The sequence below is a fragment of the Micromonospora humi genome (assembly GCF_900090105.1).
Taxonomy (GTDB): Bacteria; Actinomycetota; Actinomycetes; order Mycobacteriales; family Micromonosporaceae; genus Micromonospora; species Micromonospora humi.
On record NZ_FMDM01000024.1, the window covers coordinates 14,694 to 38,075 of the forward strand.

General features: G+C 74.4%; 22 protein-coding genes and 1 pseudogene. 13 read left to right on the forward strand and 10 right to left on the reverse strand.

Annotation, left to right across the window (positions count from 1 at the left end; all coding sequences use genetic code 11):
* Positions 1-43 precede the first annotated feature (43 nt).
* From GA0070213_RS29705 to GA0070213_RS29725, 5 genes are all read left to right on the forward strand, one after another.
* On the forward strand, positions 44-436 hold the full coding sequence (locus GA0070213_RS29705; RefSeq protein ID WP_091071999.1) for a YbaB/EbfC family nucleoid-associated protein: 393 nt from the start codon (positions 44-46) through the stop codon (positions 434-436).
* Positions 436-750, forward strand: a complete 315-nt coding sequence (locus GA0070213_RS29710) for a type VII secretion target (protein ID WP_091072002.1) — start codon at positions 436-438, stop codon at positions 748-750. The genes GA0070213_RS29705 and GA0070213_RS29710 overlap by 1 nt, the downstream gene beginning before the upstream one ends.
* A gap of 19 nt (positions 751-769) precedes the next feature.
* Positions 770-1,495, forward strand: coding sequence for a WXG100 family type VII secretion target (locus tag GA0070213_RS29715; RefSeq protein WP_091072005.1), 726 nt, complete (start codon positions 770-772; stop codon positions 1,493-1,495).
* Positions 1,496-1,655: 160 nt separating this feature from the next.
* Positions 1,656-2,147 carry an EndoU domain-containing protein gene (locus GA0070213_RS29720; RefSeq protein ID WP_175441558.1) on the forward strand — a complete coding sequence of 164 codons (492 nt, stop codon included), beginning with the start codon at positions 1,656-1,658 and terminating at the stop codon, positions 2,145-2,147.
* A gap of 23 nt (positions 2,148-2,170) precedes the next feature.
* Positions 2,171-2,428, forward strand: a complete 258-nt coding sequence (locus tag GA0070213_RS29725) for a hypothetical protein (protein ID WP_091072011.1) — start codon at positions 2,171-2,173, stop codon at positions 2,426-2,428.
* A gap of 35 nt (positions 2,429-2,463) precedes the next feature.
* On the opposite strand, the gene ychF is transcribed toward GA0070213_RS29725, so the two are convergent.
* Genes ychF through GA0070213_RS29740 form a run of 3 tightly spaced genes read right to left on the reverse strand, consistent with a single transcriptional unit; the run spans position 2,464 to position 4,871 of the window.
* Entirely contained in the window at positions 2,464-3,549 is a 1,086-nt protein-coding gene (ychF, locus tag GA0070213_RS29730) for a redox-regulated ATPase YchF (protein WP_091072016.1), read from the reverse strand.
* An 11-nt stretch (positions 3,550-3,560) separates the two neighbouring features.
* On the reverse strand, positions 3,561-4,322 hold the full coding sequence (locus tag GA0070213_RS29735; RefSeq protein WP_091072020.1) for a Type 1 glutamine amidotransferase-like domain-containing protein: 762 nt from the start codon (positions 4,320-4,322) through the stop codon (positions 3,561-3,563).
* 30 nt (positions 4,323-4,352) lie between these two features.
* Positions 4,353-4,871 (reverse strand): MarR family winged helix-turn-helix transcriptional regulator, encoded by a 519-nt coding sequence (locus GA0070213_RS29740; protein WP_091072023.1) that lies wholly within the window; start codon positions 4,869-4,871, stop codon positions 4,353-4,355.
* 93 nt (positions 4,872-4,964) lie between these two features.
* On the opposite strand from GA0070213_RS29740, the pseudogene GA0070213_RS32395 reads away from it, so the two are divergent.
* Positions 4,965-5,783 (forward strand): annotated as a pseudogene (locus GA0070213_RS32395) (EamA family transporter); the annotation flags it as partial.
* Between the two features lie 179 nt (positions 5,784-5,962).
* Here the strand turns inward: GA0070213_RS32395 and GA0070213_RS32400 are convergent.
* A complete protein-coding gene (locus GA0070213_RS32400) occupies positions 5,963-6,439 on the reverse strand; it encodes a hypothetical protein (RefSeq protein ID WP_245716613.1) in 477 nt (158 codons plus the stop codon).
* A 242-nt stretch (positions 6,440-6,681) separates the two neighbouring features.
* Here GA0070213_RS32400 and GA0070213_RS29750 point away from each other — a divergent pair, with 242 nt between their 5' ends.
* The 4 genes from GA0070213_RS29750 to GA0070213_RS29765 are packed head-to-tail and all read left to right on the forward strand — an operon-like array spanning position 6,682 to position 12,439.
* The gene (locus GA0070213_RS29750) at positions 6,682-8,124 is read left to right on the forward strand and encodes an AlkA N-terminal domain-containing protein (RefSeq protein ID WP_091072029.1); all 1,443 of its coding nucleotides are present in this window, start codon (positions 6,682-6,684) and stop codon (positions 8,122-8,124) included.
* A complete protein-coding gene (locus GA0070213_RS29755; protein WP_091072033.1) occupies positions 8,121-8,633 on the forward strand; it encodes a methylated-DNA--[protein]-cysteine S-methyltransferase in 513 nt (170 codons plus the stop codon). The genes GA0070213_RS29750 and GA0070213_RS29755 overlap by 4 nt, the downstream gene beginning before the upstream one ends.
* Positions 8,634-8,669: 36 nt before the next feature.
* Complete coding sequence (locus GA0070213_RS29760) at positions 8,670-10,484, forward strand: ABC transporter ATP-binding protein (RefSeq protein WP_091072036.1); 1,815 nt, start codon at positions 8,670-8,672, stop codon at positions 10,482-10,484.
* The gene (locus GA0070213_RS29765; RefSeq protein WP_425412877.1) at positions 10,481-12,439 is read left to right on the forward strand and encodes an ABC transporter ATP-binding protein; all 1,959 of its coding nucleotides are present in this window, start codon (positions 10,481-10,483) and stop codon (positions 12,437-12,439) included. The genes GA0070213_RS29760 and GA0070213_RS29765 overlap by 4 nt, the downstream gene beginning before the upstream one ends.
* Here GA0070213_RS29765 and GA0070213_RS29770 read toward each other — a convergent pair.
* Entirely contained in the window at positions 12,436-14,040 is a 1,605-nt protein-coding gene (locus GA0070213_RS29770; RefSeq protein ID WP_091072039.1) for a hypothetical protein, read from the reverse strand. The two genes, GA0070213_RS29765 and GA0070213_RS29770, sit on opposite strands and share 4 nt — an antisense overlap.
* 120 nt (positions 14,041-14,160) lie before the next feature.
* Between GA0070213_RS29770 and valS the strand changes: the two genes are divergently transcribed.
* A complete protein-coding gene (gene valS, locus GA0070213_RS29775; protein ID WP_091072043.1) occupies positions 14,161-16,725 on the forward strand; it encodes a valine--tRNA ligase in 2,565 nt (854 codons plus the stop codon).
* Positions 16,726-16,774: 49 nt separating this feature from the next.
* On the opposite strand, the gene GA0070213_RS29780 is transcribed toward valS, so the two are convergent.
* From GA0070213_RS29780 to GA0070213_RS29800, 5 genes are all read right to left on the reverse strand, one after another.
* The gene (locus GA0070213_RS29780) at positions 16,775-17,260 is read right to left on the reverse strand and encodes a hypothetical protein (protein WP_245716614.1); all 486 of its coding nucleotides are present in this window, start codon (positions 17,258-17,260) and stop codon (positions 16,775-16,777) included.
* A gap of 113 nt (positions 17,261-17,373) precedes the next feature.
* Complete coding sequence (locus GA0070213_RS29785) at positions 17,374-18,084, reverse strand: ABC transporter permease (RefSeq protein WP_091072046.1); 711 nt, start codon at positions 18,082-18,084, stop codon at positions 17,374-17,376.
* A complete protein-coding gene (locus tag GA0070213_RS29790) occupies positions 18,084-19,043 on the reverse strand; it encodes an ABC transporter ATP-binding protein (RefSeq protein WP_091072050.1) in 960 nt (319 codons plus the stop codon). The genes GA0070213_RS29785 and GA0070213_RS29790 overlap by 1 nt, the downstream gene beginning before the upstream one ends.
* Positions 19,040-19,921, reverse strand: coding sequence for an ABC transporter permease (locus tag GA0070213_RS29795; protein WP_091072055.1), 882 nt, complete (start codon positions 19,919-19,921; stop codon positions 19,040-19,042). Before GA0070213_RS29795 ends, GA0070213_RS29790 begins: the two co-directional genes overlap by 4 nt.
* Positions 19,914-20,828, reverse strand: coding sequence for an ABC transporter ATP-binding protein (locus GA0070213_RS29800; RefSeq protein ID WP_091072059.1), 915 nt, complete (start codon positions 20,826-20,828; stop codon positions 19,914-19,916). The genes GA0070213_RS29795 and GA0070213_RS29800 overlap by 8 nt, the downstream gene beginning before the upstream one ends.
* Before the next feature lie 143 nt (positions 20,829-20,971).
* On the opposite strand from GA0070213_RS29800, the gene GA0070213_RS29805 reads away from it, so the two are divergent.
* Together GA0070213_RS29805 and GA0070213_RS29810 are read left to right on the forward strand one after the other, a co-directional pair.
* Positions 20,972-21,544 (forward strand): DM13 domain-containing protein, encoded by a 573-nt coding sequence (locus tag GA0070213_RS29805; protein WP_091072062.1) that lies wholly within the window; start codon positions 20,972-20,974, stop codon positions 21,542-21,544.
* A 158-nt stretch (positions 21,545-21,702) separates the two neighbouring features.
* Positions 21,703-23,241, forward strand: coding sequence for a glycosyltransferase family 2 protein (locus GA0070213_RS29810; protein WP_245716615.1), 1,539 nt, complete (start codon positions 21,703-21,705; stop codon positions 23,239-23,241).
* Positions 23,242-23,382: the final 141 nt, after the last annotated feature.

The window sequence follows — 23,382 nt, forward strand, 5'->3', positions numbered from 1 at the left end:
GACGCCTCTCAATCCCCTGCTCGGCAACGGAGACGGAGGCGCGATGGGCAATCCGCTGTTGGACGTCGAGGATGCGCGGGAACGCCTGGAGGCGTGGCGGGCCAATGCCTCGCGCCGGGCCGCCGACACGCAGGCCGCCAGTGCCGGCTTGCGCGCGCTGCGGGTCGCGGCCACCGACGCCTCCGGGGGCGTCGAGGTCACCGTCGACTCCACGGGGGCGATGGCCGACGTCCGGCTCTCCGCGCGGGTGCAGCGCATGAGCCTGGAGCAGACCCAGCAGGCGATCATGGGCGCCTATCGCAACGCGCGGGTCACGCTCGCCGAGGCCGCCGCCGAGGTCGTGCGGGAGACGGTCGGCACCGACTCGGCGACCGGCCGGGCCCTGCTGGCCGGATTCCGGACCGCCGACACCGAGGACGAAGAGGGGCGTTACTGATGTACGGGGGGTTCGAGGTCGACATCGAGGCCCTGCGCGCGCACGCCACGGCCATGTCGGCCATTCACGACCGCTTCGCCGCCGTCAAGGCCGCGAGCGGCACCATCTTCCAGGCCGACGATGCCTACGGGCAGCTCTGCCAGTTCTTCCCGCCCATCCTGGAGGGACGCCACCGGGACCAGGACCGGGGCGTGGCGATACTCGCCGAGAACATCGAGCTGCTCGCCGCGGGAATCAGGAAGACCGCCGACGCCTACCAGCGGGCCGAGGAGTCGACAACCGACGGCTTCAACTCCTTCCACTCCGCGACCTGAGCCGCCCGGGCGTCCTCTCATGAGCAACCCACTGGTCGCCACGACCTCCGACATCCCTTCGACCAGCGCCGCGCACCGCGACGGCTGGACCGGCCTGCCGCTCGCCGACGACTACAAGGGCATCAAGGACGCCATCGACTCCGGCAGCTGGATCGACGGCTCCATCGCGGGCATGGGCGCCGCCCTCGACGCGGCGGCCATCGCCATCGACCCGTTCAGCACGCTCCTGTCGATGGGCATCGAGTGGGCCATCGAGCAGGTCGAGCCACTGAAGCAGGCACTCGACTGGCTCGCCGGTGATCCCGAGACCATCGAGACGCACGCCATGACCTGGGACAACATGGCCAATGAGCTGTTCTCCATCGCCGAGGACCTCAAGGCGCGGCTGGTCGGTGACCTCGACGGATGGCAGGGCGCCGCCGCCGACGCCTACCGCGACATGCTCGCCGTCAACATCGACGTCGCCGGGATCTTCGCGGGCACGGCCGCCGGCATGGGTGCCGCGACCCGTGGCGCGGGAACCCTGGTGCAGATCGTGCGGGAGTTCGTGCGCGCCTTCGTCGCCGACTGCATCGCCAAGGTCGTGGTGTGGCTGGCCGAGGAGGTCCTCTCGCTCGGCGTCGCCACACCACTGGTCGCCTCCCAGCTCGCGGTCGCCGTCGTCCGCTGGACCGGCCGCATCTTCGGCTGGCTGATGGGCCTGATCGCCAGCCTCTCCGCCCTCCGCGCACTCCTCGACGTCTAGGCGGCCCTCGATGCGACAACTCATGGCGGTTCTGCGGACCACCGCCGTCCTGGTGGTCCTGTTCGCTGTGGCGGGCCTCCACAAGCACCCCTCGGGCCCCACTCCACCGCACGGCGGTGGCGACGATGGCCCCAAGCGTCCCAAGTTCAACCCCGGAATGATGCCCAAGCGCGTGGGACCAGCCCAGCAGCACGGCATCAAGCGCGCCCAGGAGGAGGGCCGCCCGAAGGACGCCGACACATCCGAGCCCGAGGCGCCCAAGAGGACCAACCCCTGGGACGACCCCGACTTCGCCGACGCCAGGTACGACATGCGCCGCTTCGGTCAGATGGGCGACGGGGCGATGGACAAGATCTGGGACGGCGACGGCAGGGGCAGTGGCAACCACAAGCCCTCGTCCACCGAGCCCGGCAAGACGCTCTTCCCGCCCGGCACCACCAGGGAGCAGGTCGAGGGCTGGTTCAAGAGCATCGCCACCAACCCCGACAGTCGTCCTCTGGAGCGTCCCGACGGCGACGGCTGGGTCGTCACCGGCACCCGCGACGGCATCACCTGCATCGTTACCCTGGACAAGGACGGCAGCATCTCCGGCGGCCACCCCCTCAGCGGCGAGGGCGTCACCACCAACCCGCCGGCCAAGCGGCCGACCTAGCCGACCGCACCTACGGGAGACCCATGGAAGTCAACGATTTCTACTGGTACAGCCGCCAGATCACCGACCAGCTCGCACCCAAGATCAGCCCGAAGTACCGGCCGATCGTCTTGGCCTCCGGAGGCGCCGGGGCCTGGGACCTGGCGATCCCGATACTCGTCGGCGCCCTGTCGAAGGAAGACGTCGTGATCACCACGGCGGAGAAGGACGCGCTGCGGGAGCTCATGGAGTTCCGCCGGGAGCCTCTGACCTACCTGGAGCAGATCCGGACCTCGGACTGACGGCCGAAGCATAGCTCGGGCCAAACGGGCCGGAGTCAGACGTTGAAGCGGAACTCCACCACGTCGCCGTCCTGCATGACGTACTCCTTGCCCTCGATCCGGACCTTGCCGGCGGCCTTCGCCGCCGCCATCGATCCGGCCGCGACCAGGTCGTCGTAGGAGACCACCTCGGCCTTGATGAAGCCGCGCTGGAAGTCGCTGTGGATCACCCCGGCAGCCTCCGGCGCGGTCGCCCCGACCGCGACGGTCCAGGCCCGCGCCTCCTTGGGGCCGGCGGTGAGGTACGTCTGGAGCCCGAGCGTCCGGAAGCCCACCCGGACCAGCTGGTCCAGACCCGGCTCGGACTGCCCGATCGACTCCAGCAGCTCCCGGGCCTCGTCCTCGGGCAGGTCCACCAGCTCCGACTCGATCTTGGCGTCCATGAAGACCGCCTCGGCGGGCGCGACCAGGGCGCGCAGCTCGTCGAGGAACTCGGCGTTGCCCAGCTCGGCCTCGTCGACGTTGAAGACGTAGATGAACGGCTTGGTGGTGAGCAGGTGCAGCTCGCGCAGGTGCTCCAGCTCGACCTTGGCGGCGGCCGCGCCCGCGTACAGCGTGACGCCCTGGTCGAGAACCTCGGCGGCCTTCTTCGCGGCCTCGACCGCGGCGGCCCGGTCCTTGCGGAGCTTGGCCTCCTTCTCGAGCCGGGGCAGCGCCTTCTCCAGCGTCTGGAGGTCGGCCAGGATCAGCTCGGTGTTGATCGTCTCGATGTCGTCGGCCGGGGAGACCTTGCCGTCGACGTGCACCACGTTCGGGTCGGAGAAGGCGCGCACCACCTGGCAGATCGCCGAGGCGTCGCGGATGTTGGCCAGGAAGGCGTTGCCCCGGCCCTGCCCCTTGGAGGCGCCCCGGACCAGGCCGGCGATGTCGACGAACGAGACCGGCGCCGGCAGCACCTTCTGCGAGGAGAAGATCTCGGCCAGCTTGCCCAGCCGGTCGTCGGGCAGCCCGACCACGCCGACGTTCGGCTCGATGGTGGCGAACGGGTAGTTCGCCGCGAGCACGTCGTTCTTGGTCAGCGCGTTGAACAGGGTGCTCTTGCCCACGTTGGGCAGGCCGACGATGCCGATGGTGAGACTCACGACGAGCCAGCTTACGCGGTCGGCCGGCCGTCCGGCCCGGCGGGCAGCAGCCGGGGCTCGATCCGGGTCTCCCGCACCGTGCCGTCCTCGGCGCGCACCAGCTCGTACGCGGCCACGTCCGGCCGGTCGGCCACCGCCTCGGCCAGCTCGGTGCCCCGGTAGATCAGCCCGACGCCGTCGTCGGTGCAGTGGCTGGTCGGCAGCGTGCCGTCGGCGACCAGCTTGTGCATCAGCGGCCGGCGCTGCTCCTCGCTGTCGTAGTGCACGCCGTTGCCGTACGGGAGCCAGCCCAGCCCGTCGGTGAAGGCCCGCAGGTCGGGGCCGTAGCTGTCGGTGGCGCCGCCGGTGTGCCAGCAGATCGAGCCGGCGGAGACGCCGCCGAGGACCACGCCCGCCTGCCAGCACTCGTGCAGGATCTCCGGCAGGCCGTGCACCCGCCACACCGCGCACAGGTTGGCCACGCTGCCGCCGCCGACCCAGACGATGTCCTGGGCGAGCAGGTGGGCCCGGACGTCGTCGACGGTGGGCATCGGGAAGAGCGCCAGGTGCGACGCGCGGAACCGGGTGTTCGCGAACGCGCCGTAGAACACGGTGAGGCCGGTGGGCTGGTCGCCGACGGCCTGGCCGAGATAGCAGACCTTGGGCGCGTCGCCGGCCTGCGCCAGCTCGGCCATGTGGTCGAAGAGCTGACTGGGCCGGGCGTCCCAGGGGCCCCGGCGCCGGCTGAAGTAGCCCATGCTGGTGGCGACGATCGTCGGTTCAGAGGCGGGCATGGAGATCCTTCCGGCCGGCGGCTGTGGAGATCATTGTGCCTCGTCCGGGGCCACGTCCGCCGCCTCGGCGGCGGCGAGCAGCGAGCGCAGCAGGTCGGCCAGCCGGTCCTGCTCGGCGGGCGGCAGCGCGTCGAGGATCCGGCGCTGCACCTCCAGCCCGGCCTCCGCCGACTCCTCGACCACCCGGCGACCGGCGTCGGTGAGGCTGACCCGCAGGGCCCGCCGGTCGGCCGGGTCGGGGGCGCGGCGCACCAGCCCGGCCCGTTCCAGCCGGTCGAGCCGGCCGGTCATCCCGCCGGAGGTGAGCATCAGCGTGGCGGTGAGCGCCTTCGGCGCCAGGGTGTACGGCGCGCCGGAGCGGCGCAGCGCGGCGAGCACGTCGAACTCGCCGCGGCCGATGCCCCAGCCGGCGTACACCTTCTCCTGACGGTCACCGACCAGCCGGGCCAGCCGGTAGATGCGGCCGAAGACCGCCATCGGCTCGGGCCGCATGCCGGCCCGCTCCCGGCGCCACTGCTCGACTATCGCGTCGACCTCGTCCGTTGCCACGGCTGTCGATTGTGCCGCACCTCGCACTTCCCCTTTCGCTCGACACCAAGTAGCTTGAGACTAAGATACTTAGTGACGTGAGAAGAGGTCGCCATGACCCGTCGGACCGACGTCGCGCTCACCGCGCTCGCGCCCGCGACCTGGGGCACCACCTACCTGGTGACCGCCGAACTGCTGCCCGCCGACCGGCCGCTCTGGGCCGGCGCGGTCCGCGCCCTGCCGGCCGGCCTGCTGCTGCTGGCCGTGACCCGCCGGCGGCCGCACGGGATCTGGTGGGGGCGGGCCGCACTGCTCGGCACGCTCAACATCGGGGCGTTCTTCCCGCTGCTCTTCGTCGCCGCCTACCGGCTGCCCGGCGGCACCGCGGCCGTGCTCGGCGCCGCCCAGCCGTTGCTGGTCGCGGCGCTCACGGTGGCCCTGCTCCGGGACCGGCCCGGCCGACCGGCTCTGCTCGCCGCCGTGGCCGCCCCGGCCGGCGTGGCGCTGGTCGTGCTGCGGCCGGGTGCCGGGCTCGACCCGCTCGGCGTCGCCGCCGGCCTCGCCGGCACCGCCGCGATGGCCGCCGGCCTGGTGCTCACCCGCCGCTGGGGACGGCCGCCCGGGGTGGGCACGCTGGCGGCCACCAGCTGGCAGCTCGTCGCCGGTGGCCTGCTGATCGTGCCGGTCGCCGCCGCCGTCGAGGGCGCGCCGCCCGCGCCGGACGGGCCGGCCCTGCTCGGGTACGCCTGGCTCGGGCTGGTCGGCACCGCGCTCGCCTATGTGCTGTGGTTCCGCGGCGCGGCCCGGCTGCCGGTGTCCCGCGTGTCGATGCTCGGCGCGCTCAGCCCGCTGACCGCCGCGGCGCTCGGCTGGTTGGTGCTCGGCCAGACGCTCGGCCCGGTCCAGCTCGCCGGCTTCGCGGTGGCCGTCGCCGCCATGGTGCTCGGCCAGCTCCCGGGCCGGACCGCGACCGGCAACCAGCACGACCGGCCCGCGACCGGTCCGGAGCCCGATGCGCCGGCTCGAACCGCACTCGGCGCACGGACGGCTCGGTCGGATCAGGCCGAGGTCGACGCACGACCCGCTGGGGCCAAGGTCGGCGCGTCGCCCGCTCAGCCGGCCCGCAGCCGACGCCACTCGTCCGGCCGCGCGTCGTCGGCCACCGCGTCGACCACCGGGTCGGGCAGCGCGCCGGGCGGCAGCTCGGCGGCGGCGGCCATCGGCAGCGCGAACCGGTGCGCGGCGGCGGGCCCGGCCTCGTGGGAGCGGTCGAGCAGCCAGCACACCTCGTCGGCGGTCCAGCCGAGGCCGGACCGGGCGGCGATCTCCCGGACCAGCCGCACCCCGACCCGGGTGTCGTCGTCGTAGAACCGCATGCACCAGTGGTGGGCCCACATGCCGAGCGCCCGCAACCCGGCCGGGGCGAGCGAACCGGCCAGCCGGCCGCACGCGGTGTCGGCGAAGGGCCGCCCCGGGTCGTCGGCCCGGTCCCGCTCGATCGCGCCGTAGGCGGCCGGCGCCACCGCCCGCATCCGGTCGTAGAAGCCCTGCACCACCGCGGCGTCGATTCGTGCCCGCCCCGATCGCATCAGCGGACACCCCGCCCGGCCACGCTCGCCATGCCCCGCACCTTTTCTTGAGTTGGTGGCGGGACGGTACCGACCACTTACGACAGTTTCCCCGGCCCGCCGGCAAGATCCACGCCACGTCGCCGAGGTGGCGGCATCCCCAGGACGGGGAAACCACCACTTCCCCGTCCTGGCGGAACTGCCGTACGTCACGTCCGAATCCCGCCAGCCGAGCGCCCGACCTGCGAGGCAGTATCGGTGTCATGGAACTGGACTTCGAGCGGTGCTACCGGGCCGTCGACAGCCGCGACCCGCGGTTCGACGGCTGGTTCTACACCGGTGTCACCTCGACCGGGATCTACTGCCGGCCGTCCTGTCCGGCGATGACGCCGAAGCGGCAGAATGTCCGGTTCTTCCCGTCCGCCGCCGCCGCCCAGGGCGCCGGGCTGCGGGCCTGCCGCCGCTGCCGGCCGGACGCCGCGCCGGGCTCCCCGCAGTGGGACGTCCGGGCCGACCTGGTCGGCCGCGCGATGCGGTTGATCGCCGACGGCGTGGTCGACCGGGACGGCGTGCCCGGGCTGGCCACCCGGCTGGGCTACACCGAGCGGCACCTGCACCGCATGCTCCGGGCCGAGCTGGGCGCCGGCCCGCTCGCGCTGGCCCGGGCGCAACGCGCGCAGACCGCCCGGATCCTGGTCGAGACCACCGGGCTCGGCCTCGCCGAGGTGGCCTTCGCCGCCGGGTTCGGCAGCGTGCGGCAGTTCAACGACACGGTCCGCGACGTCTACGGCGCCACCCCGTCCGAGCTGCGGGCCGGCCGGAGCAGCCGGCGGGCGACCGGCGGGGCGGGCACCATCACGCTGCGCCTGGCCCACCGGCCGCCGCTGCACGCGGGCGCGCTGCTGGACTTCCTCGCGCTGCGCGCGCTGCCCGGCGTCGAGGAGGTCCGCGGCGGGGCGTACCACCGGGGCCTGCGCCTGCCGCACGGGCCCGGCACGGTGGCGCTGACCCCGGTCGACGGGCACGTGGCCGCCACGCTCCGGCTGGCCGACATGCGCGACCTGGCTCCCGCGGTGGCCCGGTGTCGCCGCCTGCTCGACCTCGACGCGGATCCGGTCGCGGTGGATGCCACCCTGGCCGGCGACCCCGCCCTGGCCCCGGCGGTCACCGCCGAACCCGGGGTCCGGCTCCCGCACGCGGTGGACGGCTTCGAGATGGCCGTCCGTGCCGTCACCACCCAGCAGATTTCGCTCCGTTCGGCCCGGACCACACTCGTCCACCTGCTCACCGCTGTCCGGCGCGCCGACGCGCCGGTCGCCGACGGCGGGCTCCGGGCGTTCCCGAGCGCGGCCGAGGTGCTCGCGGCGCCGGATGAGGCGTTCCGCATGCCGGGGGCCCGGCGGGCGACGATCCGGGCGCTGGCCCGGGCCGTCGCCGACGGCGAGCTGGATCTGGAACCGGGCGGCGACCGGGAGGAGACGGTGCGGCACCTGACCGCGCTGCCCGGCGTCGGGCCGTGGACCGCCGGCTACCTGGCCATGCGCGCGCTCGGCGACCCCGACGTCATGCTCGGCACCGACCTGGGCGTACGCCGTGGCGCAGCCGCGCTCGGCCTGCCCGACGACCCGAAGACCCTGCACGCCCACGCCGATCGCTGGCGCCCCTGGCGGTCGTACGCGACGATCCGACTCTGGAGAGCGGCATGACCACGTTGGACAGCACCGTCATCGACACTCCCGCCGGCCCGCTGAGCGTGCTCGCCGGCCCCGACGGGGCGGTACGCGCCGCCGGCTTCACCGCCGCCCCGGCGACGCTGGTGCCGTTGACCCACCTCAGCCTGCGCGGCGACCTACGGGAGCGGGCCGACCTCGGCCCGGTCACCGCCGCGGTCCGGGCCTACCTCGACGGCGACCTGACCGCGATCGACGCGGTCGAGGTGGAGCAGCACACCGACGGGATCTTCCTGGCGCACGCCTGGCGGGTGCTGCGCGACGTCAAGCCGGGCGACCCGGTGACCTACACCGGTTTCGCCGCGCTGGCCGGGCGACCGGCCGCGGTCCGCGCCGCCGCGGCGGCCTGCGCGCGCAACGCCGCCGCGCTCTTCGTCCCCTGCCACCGGGTGCTGCGCACCGACGGCTCGCTCGGCGGCTACCGCTGGGGGCTGGACGTGAAGAAGTGGCTTCTCGGGCATGAGGGACGGGTGACGGCTAGCTGACCCCGCACCGTCACATCCGGCCGCTACCGTCGGCTGGTGCCCGCGCCCAGCGACGGCAATCCCGCGGCGCATCCCGACGCCCGGTCCCAGCCGCTGCGCAATCTCTGGCGGTTGCGGCCCTACCTGCGTCCGTATGCGGCGGAGTTCGCCTGGCTGCTGGTCGCGGCGCTGGCCGCCACCGCGGCGAGCCTGGCCGTTCCGCTGGTGGTGCAGCGGGTGGTGGACGGGCCGGTGGCCCGGCACGACGAGGTCGGGCTGCTCCGGCTCGGCGCGCTCGCGCTGCTGCTCGGGCTCGCCGAGGCGGTGCTGATCTTCATCCGGCGGTGGACGCAGTCGTCCTCCTCGGTCGGCATGGAGGCGGCGATCCGGGCCGACATCTACGCGCACCTGCAACGACTCCCGGCCGGCTTCCACGACCGCTGGCAGTCCGGCCAACTGCTCTCCCGGGTCACCAGCGACCTGTCGGTGATCCGCCGGTTCCTCTCCTTCGGCCTGCTCTTCCTGGTGCTCAACCTGATCACCTACGCCGCCGTGGTGGTGCTGCTGATCCGGCTGCACCCCTGGCTGGGGCTGCTGGTCGCGGCCAGCGCCGTTCCGCTGTTCCTGATCAGCCGCCGGTTCGCCCGGCACTACCACGCGGCCTCCCGCCGCATGCAGGACCAGCAGGGCGACGTCGCCACGCTGGTCGAGGAGACGGCGCAGGGTTTGCGCACCATGCGCGCGTACGGGCGCGGTCCGGAGCTGGCCGCCCGGTTCGCCGCCGGCGCCCACCGGCTGCACGACACCGGGGTCGGCAAGGCCCGGCTGTTGGCCCGCACGTCCGCGCTGTTCGACCTGGTGCCCAACCTGACGCTCGGCGCGGTCCTGGTGGCCGGTGCCGCCGCCGTGGCCGGGGGCGCGCTCACCATCGGGCAGTTGGTCGCCTTCGTCAGCCTCCAACTCATGTTGATCTGGCCGGTGCAGTCGCTCGGCTGGATCATCGCGAACGGGCAGGAGGCCGCCACCGCCGCCGACCGGATCCAGGAGGTGCTCGACACACCGCCGACCATCGTGGACGCTCCGGACGCCCGGCCGTTGCGCCGCTCCGAGGTCCGTGGCCGGCTCCGGTTCGAGCGGGTGAGCTTCCGCTACCCGGGCGCGCCCACCCCGGTGCTGCACGAGCTGGACCTCACCGTCGAGCCGGGCGAGACGCTCGCGCTGGTCGGCGCCACCGGGTGCGGCAAGAGCACGCTGCTCTCGCTGGTCCCCCGGTTGCACGAGGTGACCGGTGGCCGGATCACGCTCGACGGGCACGACCTGCGTGACCTGCGGCTCGGCTCGCTGCGCCGGCTGGTCGCGGTGGCTTTCGAGGAGCCGACCCTGTTCTCCATGTCGGTCCGGGAGAACCTCACCCTGGGGCGGCCGGACGCCGGCGACGAGGAGGTCCGGGCCGCGCTGACGCTGGCGCAGGCGGACTTCGCGTACGAGCTGCCCTGGGGGCTGGCGACCCGGATCGGCGAGCAGGGGCTGTCGCTCTCCGGCGGCCAGCGGCAGCGGTTGGCGCTGGCCCGAGCCGTCCTCGGGCGGCCCGCGCTGCTGGTCCTCGACGACCCGCTCTCCGCGTTGGACGTGCACACCGAGGCGCTGGTCGAGACGGCGCTGCGCCGGGTGCTGCGGGACACCACGGCGCTGCTGGTGGTGCACCGCCCCTCCACTGTGGCGCTGGCCGACCGGGTGGCGCTGATGGAGGGCGGCCGGATCGTCGCCGTCGGCACCCACTCGGAGATGCTCGCCGAGGTGCCGGCCTACCGGGCGGTGCTCTCCGCCGAGCCGGAACGCCGTCCCGACGGCGTCCGTCTGGTGCGGTCGTGACCGGGCGCGCCGCGCGGGTGCCGCCACCTCGCGGCCCGGCCGCCCGGCGCAACTCCGCCGACCGCGCCGCCGACCGCGCTGCCACCGGGCGCGACGCCTCGGACCGCGACGCCGACGCCGACCTGGACCGGTGGCGGGGCCGGGCCACCGACCCGGACGCCGACCGCAGCCGCGCCGAGGACTCGTCACCCGCGGCGGTCGCCCGGCTCCGCGCCCGCAGCCGATTGCTGCTGCGGCGCCTGCTCCGCCCGCACCGGCGTCCGCTCGGTCTGGCCGTGGCGTTGCTGCTGGCGCAGAACGCGGCCGCGATGGCCGGCCCGTACCTGGTCATGCTCGGCATCGACCGGGGCATCGCGCCACTGCGGGCCGGCGACGCGGGCCCGCTGATCGCGGTGGCCGCCGCCTTCGTGGTGGCCACCGCCATCGAGTACGCGGCCCGGCGCGCGTTCCTCGCCCTCGCCGCCCGGATCGGCCAGGCCGTCCTGCTCGACCTGCGCCGCCGGGTGTACGCGCACTTCCTGCGGCTCGACGTCGGCTTCCACGAGCGTTACACGTCCGGTCGGATGGTGTCCCGGCTGACCAGCGACCTGGAGTCGATCGGCGAACTGGTCGACGGCGGGATCGACCGGCTGGTCATGGCCGTGCTGTCCGTGCTGTCGGTGGCGGGCATCCTGCTCTGGCTGGACCTGCCGCTGGCCGCGGTCACCCTGTCCGCGTTCCCGTTCCTGTTCTGGCTGTCCCGCTGGTTCGCCCGGGCGTCGGCCGGGGCGTACCGGCGCACCCGGGAGGCGGTGGCGCTGGTCATCGTGCACTTCGTCGAGTCGCTGCGCGGGATCCGGGCGGTGCAGGCGTTCCGCCGCGAGTCCCGCAACCAGCGCATCTTCGACGCGGTCAACGACGACTACCGGCGGGCCAGCCTGCGCGCGTTCCGGATGATCGCGGTCTACTCCCCCGGCATCCGGCTGATCGGCAACCTCACCGCCGCGACGGTGCTCGCGTACGGGGGCTGGCGGGTGCTGGGCGGCCACACCGAGGTGGGCGTGCTCGCCGCCTTCCTGCTCTACCTGCGACGGTTCTTCGAGCCGATGGAGGAGTTGAGCCAGTTCTACAACTCGCTCCAGTCGGCGACCGCGGCGCTGGAGAAGCTGGCCGGGGTGCTGGACGAGCGGCCGGCGGTGGCCGAACCGGCCCGGCCGGCGTCGCTGCCCGCCGGGCCGTCTCGCGGCGCGGTGGTCTTCCGCTCGGTCTCCTTCGGCTACCGGCCGGAGACGCCGATCCTGTCCGGCCTTGAGCTGACCGTGCCGGCGGGGCAGACGGTCGCGCTGATCGGGCCGACCGGGGCAGGGAAGTCCACGGTGGCCAAGCTGCTGGCCCGGTTCCACGACCCGGACGCCGGCGCGGTCCGCCTGGACGGTGTGGACCTGCGCGACCTGGCCGACGCCGAGCTGCGCCGGGCGGTGGTGCTGGTCACCCAGGAGACGCACCTGTTCAGCGGGTCCGTCGCGGAGAACATCAGGTTCGGCCGCCCGGATGCCGACGACGCCGCCGTGGTCGCCGCCGCGCGGGCCATCGGCGCGCACGAGTTCATCGTCGCGCTGCCCGACGGGTACGCCACCGACGTGCACCGGCGCGGCGGCCGGCTCTCCGCCGGGCAGCGGCAACTTGTCGCGTTCGCCCGGGCGTTCCTGGCCGACCCCCGGGTGCTGATCCTCGACGAGGCCACGTCGTCGCTCGACGTGCCGACCGAACGCCTGGTGCAGCGGGCGCTGCGCAACGTGCTGCGCGACCGCACCGCGTTGGTGATCGCGCACCGGCTCTCCACCGTGGAGATCGCCGACCGGGTGCTGGTGCTGGACGCGGGCGGGATCGTCGAGGACGGCTCGCCGGCCGACCTGGCCGCCGCCGGGGGGCGCTACGCCGCGCTGCACCGCCAGTGGCGCGACTCGCTGCTCTAGGTTCTCGACCCGGCCGCGGCCTCGGCGCGCAGGTCGCGCCGGATCCGGTCGACCGCCCGGCCGAAGCCGAAGAGCAGCACGAGGACCACCGCGCAGGCCGCGACCAGCACCGGCACGGTCACTGCCACCCCTTGGGCCGGGGCGGTGCTCAGGCCCACGAGCAGCGTCGGGGCCAGTGCCAGCGCGGACAGCGTCGCCGCGGCCACGCCGAGCGCCAGGACCCCGGCCGCGCGCCCCGGCTCCGCGTCGACCCCGCCGACCCGCCCGGCGGGGGTGTCCGTGCGCGCGGGGACGTCCGGACCGCAGGCAGCGTCCGGGCCGGCGGCCGGGTCCGGACCGGAGGCGAGGTCCGGACCGGCAACGCCGTCCCGGGCGGGAGGCACGTCCCGGCCGGCGGGAGCCGTGTCCGGGCCGGCGGCGACGAGCACCAGGCCGAAGCCGAGCGCCAGGCCGAGCCCGACCGCCGAGGGCAGCGACACGACGAGGTTGGCGGTGCCCGGCAGCTCGGCCTGGACCGCCGGGGCGGCGAGCGGCACCGCCAACGCGGCCAGGAGCAGGCCCACCGCGTCCCAGGGCAGCAGGCCCGGACGCAACCGGGCCATCGCCGCACCGGCCAGCACCGCCGCGACGCCGGCCAGCACCACGAGGTACGCCTGCGACCGCTGACCGGTGAAGACGAGCCGCAGCCCGAGGAAGAGCAGTGGCCCGGCGGCGAACCCGAGGACCACCCAGCGCGCGGCCACCACCCGCCCGGTGCGGTAGGCGTAGCCGAGCAGGACCAGACCGGCCAGCACCGCGACGGCCACCGGGGAGAAGTAGGCGACCGACTCGACGAACCGGGCCCGCCGCGGCCCGGCCAGCCCGTCCGGACTGAGCCGGAACACGTCCACCACCCACCAGCGGACCACCAGCCCGACCAGGGTGAGCACGGCCGCCAGCGCGGTGACCACCACGGGGCCGATCCGCGGCGGCCCGGCCGGAGCGCGGCCGGCGGGCCGGGCGAGGTGGGCCAGCACGGCGGCCACCGCGACCGCCAGGACGCTGACCCCGGCCTGCGCCGGCCAGGCCCGCTCGACGCCCTGGTAGTCGTCGCTCACCGCGAGGCGGAACACGTCCGCCACGCCCGGATGCACCACCAGGCCGGCGGCGAGCGCCGCGGCGACCGGCCAGCGCCGCGGCGGCCCGAGCCGGGCCAGTGCGGACAGCGCCCCGCCGAGCGCCAGCCCCGCCCCGACCGCCATGGCGAGGACCGTCGACACCTGCCCGGCGGTGAGCGGCTGCTGGGGCACGATCCCGGCCCCGCCACCCAGGGCCACCCCGCCGGCCAGGTAGTCCAGCGCCAGGCCGGTCAGCGCGACCGGCCAGCCGGGCAACCGGTCGACCACGGCGACCGCGACCAGGACCACGGCGAGCAGCCCGCCGGCGGCCAACGGGAGCAGCGTCACGCCCGCCCGCAGCGACCCGGTCGGGAAGCCCTGGGCGAGATCGGCGAAGCCGGCCTGGCGGGCCACCGCGAGGCCCCGCGTGCCGAAGTAGGCCCCGACCGCGAACGCCGCGATGGCGGCGGCGACGAGCGCCGGTGTGCGTGTTCTTCCGTCCATCGTGGTGCCTCCCCCGCATCCCTGGACGGGCAGATGCTGTCACACCCCGCGACCGGCCCGCTGTCCCCCGAGCGCCGGAAAGCCGTGGAGCGGCCCGCCGGGCCTGCCTACCATCGGCAGATGACCGACACGACGAGGACGGCCCGCGCCGGGATCCCCGAGCGCCCGAGCCTGGACGGCCTCGAGGAGACCTGGGCCCGCCGCTGGCAGTCCGACGGCACGTACGCGTTCGACCGTACGAAGGAACGCGCGGACGTCTACTCCATCGACACCCCGCCACCGACCGTGTCGGGTGAGCTGCACATGGGGCACGTCTTCTCCTACACGCACACCGACACGGTGGCCCGTTTCCAGCGGATGCGCGGGCGGACCGTGTTCTACCCGATGGGCTGGGACGACAACGGGCTGCCCACCGAACGCCGGGTGCAGAACGTCTACGGGGTGCGCCCCGACCCGGCGCTGCCGTACGACAGGGACTGGCGACCGCCGGCCGCCCCGGTGGGCGACGACGCCCGGAAGAACCCGACGGCAATCTCCCGGCGCAACTTCATCGAGCTGTGCGAGACGCTGACCGTGCAGGACGAGAAGGTCTTCGAGGCGCTGTGGCGCCGGCTCGGCCTGTCGGTGGACTGGTCGCTGACCTACACCACGATCGGGCGGGCGGCCCGCGCCGCCAGCCAGCGCGCGTTCCTGCGCAACCTGGCCCGGGGCGAGGCCTACCAGGCGGAGGCGCCGACGCTCTGGGACGTCGGCTTCGGCACCGCGGTCGCCCAGGCCGAGCTGGAGGACCGGGATCGACCGGGCGCCTACCACCGGCTGCGGTTCACCGGCCCCGGCGGGCGCGAGGTGCTGATCGACACCACCCGCCCGGAGCTGCTGCCGGCCTGCGTGGCGCTGGTCTGCCACCCGGAGGACGAGAGGTACGCCGACCTGGTCGGCGCGTCCGTGCGTACCCCGGTCTTCGGGGTGGAGGTGCCGGTGCGCGCGCACCCGCTGGCGGACCCGGCCAAGGGCACCGGCATCGCGATGGTCTGCACGTTCGGCGACCTGACGGACGTGACCTGGTGGCGGGAGCTGCGGCTGGACACCCGGGTGGTGATCGGCCGGGACGGCCGGTTGCTGCCGGAACCGCCGGCCGGCGTGCCGGCGGGGCCCTACGCGGCGCTGGCCGGGCAGACGGTCAACGGTGCCCGGCGGACGCTGGTGGAGCTGCTGGGCGACGCGGGTGCCCTGGTCGGCGAGCCGCGCCCGATCACCCACCCGGTGAAGTTCTACGAGCGCGGCGACCGACCGCTGGAGATCGTGTCGACCCGGCAGTGGTATCTGCGCAACGGCGGCCGGGACGCCGACCTGCGCGAGGAGTTGCTGGCCCGGGGGCGCGAGCTGCGCTGGGTGCCGGAGCACATGCGGCACCGTTACGAGCACTGGGTGGGTGGCCTCACCGGTGACTGGCTGGTCAGCCGGCAGCGGTTCTTCGGCGTGCCGGTGCCGGTGTGGTACCGGCTCGACGACGCTGGCGAACCGGACTGGGCCCACCCTCTCACACCGGACGAGGCGACGCTGCCGATCGATCCCACCAGTGAGCCGCCGCCCGGCTACCGGGAGGCGCAGCGCGGCGTCCCCGGCGGTTTCACCGGGGATCCGGACGTGCTGGACACCTGGGCCACGTCGTCGTTGACCCCGCAGATCGTCGGCGGCTGGGAGACCGACCCGGACCTGCACCGCCGGGTCTTCCCGATGGACCTGCGCCCGCAGGGGCACGACATCATCCGCACCTGGCTGTTCGCCACCGTGGTCCGGTCCCATCTGGAGCACGGCGTGCTGCCCTGGCGGACGGCGGTGCTCTCCGGCTGGATCCTCGACCCGGACCGGAAGAAGATGTCGAAGTCCAAGGGGAACGTGGTGACCCCGATGGGGCTGCTGGAGCAGCACGGCTCCGACGCGGTGCGCTACTGGGCCGCCAACGGCAAGCCGGGCACCGACCTGGCCTTCGACCCGGCCCAGGTCAAGGTGGGTCGCCGGCTGGCCACCAAGCTGCTCAACGCGTCCCGCTTCGCGCTCGGGCTGGGCGCCGCCGACGCGCTGCGCGCGCCGGTCACGGCACCCCTGGACAGCGCGATGCTCGCCGAGCTTTCCGGCGTGGTCGCCACCGCGACCGCCGCCTTCGACGGGTACGACCACACGGCCGCCCTGATGGCCACGGAGGCGTTCTTCTGGCGGTTCTGCGACGACTACATCGAGCTGGTGAAGGAGCGCGCCTACGGTTCCGGGCCGGCGGCCGACTCGGCCCGGGCGGCGCTGGCGACCGCGCTGTCGGTGCAGTTGCGGCTGTTCGCCCCGGTGCTGCCGTTCGTGACCGAGGAGGTCTGGTCCTGGTGGCGGTACGGCTCGGTGCACCGCTCGACGTGGCCGACCACCTACGAGGTGGGCCGCGCGATGGCCGCGCCCGGCGACCCGGAGCTGCTGCGGCTGGCCGCCGACGCGCTGGGGCAGGTGCGCCGGGCCAAGTCGGAGCGGAAGCTGTCGATGAAGGCGGACGTGCCGCTGGCCGAGGCGCTCGGGCCGGCGGCCCTGCTGGAGCAGCTCACCACCGTGGCCGACGACCTGCGCGCGGCGGGGCGGATCGCGAAGCTCGACCTGCTCCCCGACCGCACCGGAGAACTGGTCATCGCCTGCGCGTTCTGAGCACCCGGAGCGGGGCGGCCCGGCGTGTGCCGGGCCGCCCCTCGACGTGCTAACCGGCCGCGCAGGCCGTCTTGAGCTTCGCCTGGGCGGCGGTGAGGTCCGCCTTGCTGGGCGCCTTCTTCGGCGCCTTGGCCCAGGTGTCGGCGAGGTCGCCCATCTCGGTCGCGACCGCCTTCACCGCGCCGTTGACCTCGTCGCTGCTGGTGAACGCGTGCGTGTACATGGTCGCCGCGCCGGCGGAGTATTGCGCGCTCACGGCGGAGTGACCGGCCGGCGGGCCGATCTTCTCCGCCTTGGCGACCTCCTTGAGCGCGGCCGTGATGTCCTTCTCGGCGGCCGTGCAGGTGGTCCTGGTGGCGTCGTCGAGACCCACCGGGGCGGGTGACAGCGACGGCGCGGACGGCGTCGCCGCGGCCGGCGCGGACGACCCGGCGGGCTCGGCCGCCGACGTGTCGTCGTCGTCGGGGGTGCAGCCGGACAGAACGATCAGCGCCACCGCGGCCGGAGCCAGCAGGGCGGGTCGAGCGAAACGCAATGTGTTCTCCCCGTGTCTGGTGTTGTCGCCGCCGCAACGTAACAGAACCACGGGGGTCGGGCGGGACCCCTTTTCCCGCCGCCGGAGCGCGCGGGGCCGGGGTCCCGCCCGACTCAGCTCGTCTCGCCGGCCACGCTGAACGACCGGAGGCGGTCGATCGCCAGGACCGTGAAACCGACCGCCACCAGGGCGGTCAGCACGGCCGCGACCGGCACCGAGACGGTGGTGCCGAGCAGCGACGTGGGCGCCATCCGGTCGGCCAGCGCGATCACCCACTGCTGGATCGAGAGCACCTTGGTGCCGTTGACGAACCGGCCGAGCAGACCCTCCCAGATCAGCACGTAGACCAGACCGAGCAGCACCGGCCGGCGGGTCACCAGGCTGAGCGCCAGGAACAGCGCCGAGTACGCCAGCGCACCCGCGGCCGAGGCGGCGACCAGGGCCAGCCCGAGGCGTACCGAATCGGCCAGCACGCCCGCGACGTAGAGCGGGATGCCCGCGGTGACCGCGCTGACCGCGGCCGCCACCGCCAGCTTGGGCAGCACGATCTGCCAGCGGGGCAGCGGCTTGGTGAGGATGTGCACCACGGTGCCGTCGTCGATCTCGGCGCCGAGCACGCCGGTGCCCACGATCAGCGCCACCACCGGCAGGACCACGGCCAGGCCCAGGCCGACGAGCACCGGCGGGCCCCACTGGCCCGGGTCCACGCCGAGCGACCGGCAGAGCACCGCCAGGCCGATCAGGATCAGCGGCAACGGCAGGAGCATCAGGAACCGGCTACGGCCGAACAGGCCGCGGGCGGTGATCCAGGTAACTGTCGACATCAGGCCTCCACCAGATACGAGAAGACGCTCTCCAGCGACTCGTCCTCCGGCAGCAGCTGCCGGACCCGGATGCCGTGGCGGAGCGCGATCCTGGGCAACGCCCGGGTGAAGGCGCCGTAGTCGCCGGCCTTCACGGTCAGGCCGGTGCGGCCCAGCTCGACGCCGCCGACCGACGGCTCGGCCATCAGCGCCACCGCCAGGGCCCGGTCGTCGGTGGAGCGCACCGTGAACACGTGCGGCCGGTTGGTCATCAACCGGCGGATGGTGCGGTAGTCGCCGGACGCGGCCAGCCGGCCGGCGACCATCACCTGGACGGTGCCGGAGACCTGCTCGACCTCCTCCAGGATGTGCGAGCTGAACAGGATCGTCCGGCCGGCGTCGCCGAGCCGGTGCAGCAGCGCCATCATGTGCAGCCGCTGCCGCGGGTCCATGCCGTTGAACGGCTCGTCGAGCAGCAGCACCTGCGGGTCGTGCACCAGCGCGGCGGCCACCCGGGTGCGCTGCCGCATGCCCTTGGAGTAGGTGCCGATCCGGCGGCCCTGCGCGTCCTGCATCTCCACCAGGTCGATCGCCCGCCGGGCTGCCGCCTCCGGGTCGGGCAGCCGGTGCAGCTTCGCGCTGGCCAGCACGAACTCGTACGCGCTGAGGAAGGTGTGCACCGCCTCCCGCTCGCTGACCAGGCCGAGCCGCCGGTAGACGCCCGGGTTGCGCCAGGTCGGCTCCCCGTCCAGCGTCACCGCGCCCCGGGACGGGGCGAGGAAGCCGGCCATCATGTGCAGCAGCGTGGTCTTGCCGGCCCCGTTCGGGCCGAGCAGGCCGGTCACCCCGGGGCCGAGCCGCATGGTGACGTCGTTGACCGCCACCACGTTGCCGTACCAGCGGGAGACGCCGGCCAGGTCGAGGGTGCTGGTCGTGGCGGCGGGCACGTCGGCCGCCGGTTGCGTGTGCAGCGCCGTCATCGGGCGGCCACCTTCCGGTATCGCAGGAGCAGCAGGCTGACGCAGGCGGCGACGAGCAGGAGGGCGACCACCGCGTAGACCGGCCCGAAGCCGCCGATCGGTATGCCACCCTCCTGCCCCTGGGTCAGCAGGTCGCCGAGCGCCCAGGTGCCCACGCCGCTGACGAGCGACGACGGGGAGGCGAGGAACGCCAGCTCGTTGACCGTCCGGGAGGGCATGATCGAGAGCACGCCGACCACCGGCGTGGTCATCAGGAACACCGCGACGATGCCGCCGGCGGCGAAGGCGCGCTTGCCGGTCAGCGAGGCGACCAGCAGGCCGATCGAGGCGAAGACCACCGCCCACAGCCCGGCGTAGAGCAGGCCGGGCAGCAGGTCGAGCAGCTCGTCCCACACCCCGCGCATGCCCCGCGAGGTGGTGAACGCGGCGCCCAGGAACATCACCAGCTGCGGGCCGCCGAGCAGCAGCCAGAGCGCGGTGATCAGGGCCGCCAGCTTGGCCAGGGCGTAGTCGCCGCGGGGCAGCGGACGGGAGAAGTAGAGCGGCAGCACGCCGCTGCGCAGGTCGCGGGAGACCAGCTCGGGCGCGGCCACCGCGACGAAGAAGATGACCAGCCAGCTCATCGCGTCGGCGAACTGGGCGTACGTCAGCACCACCTGGCCGATCTGGCTGCGCACCGCGGTCAGCCCGGCGGCCACCACGGTGACCACGGCGACCACCAGCCAGGGGAAGATCTTCGCCTTGGCGCTGCGGCCCAGCCCGAAGACGGTACGCAGACCGTGGCCGTATAGCGCGCCGAAGACCTGCCGGCGGCCCAGCCGGGGGCCGGTGTAGCGCTGGTAGCCGATGTCGTGGATGACGCCGGTGGCTTCAGACATGGCTTGGCTCCCTCGGGGCGAAGAGCTCGGCCACCCGGTGCCGCCGCTGGTCCAGCCGGTGCAACGGCAGGTCCAGCTCGGCTACCGCGCCGAGGATCAGGTCGTAGGTGTGGTCGTCGGCGAGCGGGACCAGCAGCAGCCGCCCGTCGCGGGACACCGGCAGGTCGAGCGCGGCCAGCCGGGCGGCCAGCTCGTCCGTGCCCTCGCTCACCTCGACGGCGAGCACGTCGGTGGCGGTGGTCATCGCGGCGACCCGGTCGGCGCGCAGCAGCCGGCCACCGTCGATCGCGACGAGCGTGTCGCAGATCCGCTCCACCTCGCCAAGCAGGTGCGAGCAGACCACCACGGAGATGCCGAACTCGGTGCCGATCCGGTGGATCAGGGCGAGCATGGCGTCCCGGCCGGCCGGGTCGAGGCCGTTGGTGGGCTCGTCGAGCAGCAGCAGGTCGGGGTCGTGCACCAGCGCCTGGGCGAGCTTGACCCGCTGCTTCATGCCGGTGGAGTAGCCACCGACGGCCCGGTGCCGCTCCTCGTGCAGGCCGACGTGGCGCAGCGCCTCGGAGGCCCGTTCCCGGGCGACGGTGCGCGGCAGCCCGCTCATCCGGCCCAGGTGGGTGACCAGCTCGGCGGCGGACAGGTCCGGCGGGAGGGCGTCGTGCTCCGGCATGTAGCCGACCCGGGCGCGGACCGCCGCCGGGTCGGTGGTGGGGTCGAGGCCGAGCACCCGCACCCGGCCGGTGGTCGGCGGGAGCAGACCCAGCAGGATCTTGATCAGGGTGGACTTGCCGGCGCCGTTGGCACCGACCAGCCCGATGATCCCCGGCTCGACCGACACGGTGAGGTCGGCCAACGCGGTGACCCGGCCTCCGTACGTCTTGGTCAGCGACTCGGTCGCGAGCAGTGTCACGCTGCCAGCCTAGGAAGCGAGGGCTCCCCGGTGCACCGGGAAACGCTCGGGGATGTCCCTGATTCCGCCCGGACGCCGCCGGTAAGGCTTCCGTAAGCGGCCGGACCGGTGACCGCGCGGCCGGCGCCCGGGAGACTCGACGCATGCCGATGCGTCTCCTGCGCGCCCCGCTGACCTGGGTCGCCGTCACCGTCCTCGCGCTCGGCGCGGCGGTCGCGCTCTACTGGTTCCAGCCCTGGAAGCTGGTCACCGACACCGAGGTGCACGAGGAGTTGGCAGCGGTGCCGTCCGCGACGACGCCGGCACCGTCGCCGTCGGGTCCGTCGCCGTCGGCCGCGCCCGCGTCGACGCCGGCCGGCCCGGTGCTGCTCGGCAGCGGCGAGTTCGTCAGCCACGAGCACGACACCCGCGGCACCGCCCGGATCGTCCGTACCGCCGACGGGCGGCACCGGTTGGAACTGGTCGGGCTGGACACCTCCAACGGTCCGGATCTTCAGGTCTGGCTGACCGACCAGCCGGTTCGGACCGGTCCGTCCGGGTGGCATGTCTTCGACGACGGCCGGCACGTGGCGCTCGGCCCGCTCAAGGGCAACCGGGGCGACCAGGCGTACCCGATTCCCGCCGGAACCGATCTCGCCGGGCTGACCAGCGTCTCGATCTGGTGCGAACGGTTCGCCGTCTCGTTCGGCGCGGCGGCGCTGGCCGCCGCCGGCTGATCCCCGATCCCGGTCCGCCGTCCCAGCCGGTGTCCACGGGGCAGCGGGCGCGGGTGGAAGCTGCGACGGTGTGTGGCGGACCGGGTCCGGAGGACGGGCGGCGGTCCGTTCGACCGTCGAGGGGGAACGGCATGGGTGGCGGCACGGATCGGCCCGGCGTGAGCGTCGTGGTGCCCACGCACGACAGCGGGCCGCACCTGGACCCGCTGGTCACCTCGCTGGGCCGGCAGGGGCTGCCGCCCGGCGGCTACGAGGTGATCTTCGCCGACGACGGGTCGACCGACGACACCCCGCAGCGCCTGGACGAGCTGGCCGCCGCCGACCCGCGGCACGTGCGGGTGCTGCACCTCGAGCACTCGGGCTGGCCGTCGCGCCCCCGCAACCTGGGCGTCGAGGCGGCGCGCGGCGAGTACGTCTTCTTCGCCGACGACGACGACTGGTTCGGCGACGATGCGCTGGCCCGGCTGCTCACCTGCGCCCGGGAGCACGACGCGGACATCGTCATCGGCCGGATCGTCGGGCACGGGCGGGGCGTGCCGCGGGAGCTGTTCCGGGGGAACAGGTTCGGCGTCAACCTGGCGAACGCGCCGTTGTCCGACAGCATGACCTGCCACAAGCTGTTCCGGCGGTCCTTCCTCGCGCGGCACGGGCTGCGGTTTCCCGAGGGGCGCCCGCGCCGCCTGGAGGACCACCGGCTGGTGGCGGAGGCCTACGTGCTCGCCGAGCGGGTCTGCGTGCTCGCCGATCATCCCTGCTACCACCACGTCCGCCGCTCGGACGCCGGAAACGTCACCGCGACCCGGATGGACCCGGCCGAATACTATGCCGCCCTCCGGGCGGCGATGGACGTCGTGGACGCGCACGAGCCGCCCGAGGCGGCCCGGCTCCGGCTGCATCGCCGCTGGCTGCGGCAGGAGGCGCTGGACCGGCTCCGGGGGCGCCGCGCGCTCGCCGCGCCGGAGCCCTGGCTGGAGCAGGTCGTACGCGAGGTGGGACCGCTCGTCCGGGACCGCTTCGCGCCGGAGGCCGTCGCCGGGGTGCCCCCGCTCTATCGGGTGACCGCGCACCTCGCCGAGCAGGGCCGGGTCGCGGACCTGCGTCGGTTGGCGGAGTGGGAGGTGGGCGTCCGAGCGTGCGCCACCGTCGACCGCTGGACGGTGGCCGGGCGGACGCTGACGATCGACCTCTCCGCCCACCTGGCCGCCGGGGACGAGCCGCTGCGGTTCGACGGCCGGGGGCTGCCGGTGCTCCCGGTGGCCGGGGCGGAACCCCCGGGCGGGGCCGCGATGCGGGCCGGCGGCGCGAGGACGGATGTCGTGGTGCGCCGCCGGGAGACCCGGGAGGAGTTCTTCCTGCCGGTCACCACCACGACCGAGCGGGTTCCGACCGACGGCGGCGCGGGCGACCAGGTGCTGCACCGGACCACCGCAACGGTGGACTTCGCGACGCTCAGCAGGGGCCGGACCCGGGGCGGATGGGAGGTCCGGGCCCGGGTGATCCAGGCGGGATGGGCGCTGGACTCCCGCCTGCCCCTGGTCGTGCGCTGCGCGACCGACGGCGGCGTGCCGCGCGTGGAGGACACGCGCCGGCCCCACTCCCGCCTCCGCCGGGCGGTCCGGCGGATCCGCCGCGCGCTCCGCCGGACGGCGCGCACCGGCGACCGGTCGCCCGATCGACCCGCCGGGTCCCGTCGGTGAGGATTCGGGGACCCTGAACTCCACCGCCGTCCCGTTCACCGACCGTGGTCGGAACGCGCGGTCACCGGCCGGTGGAGTGGCGCTCTCGACCGATCGCCGGTGGGCTGCGAAACTGTGTGCCGGCCGGCGAGTTGGGGGTTC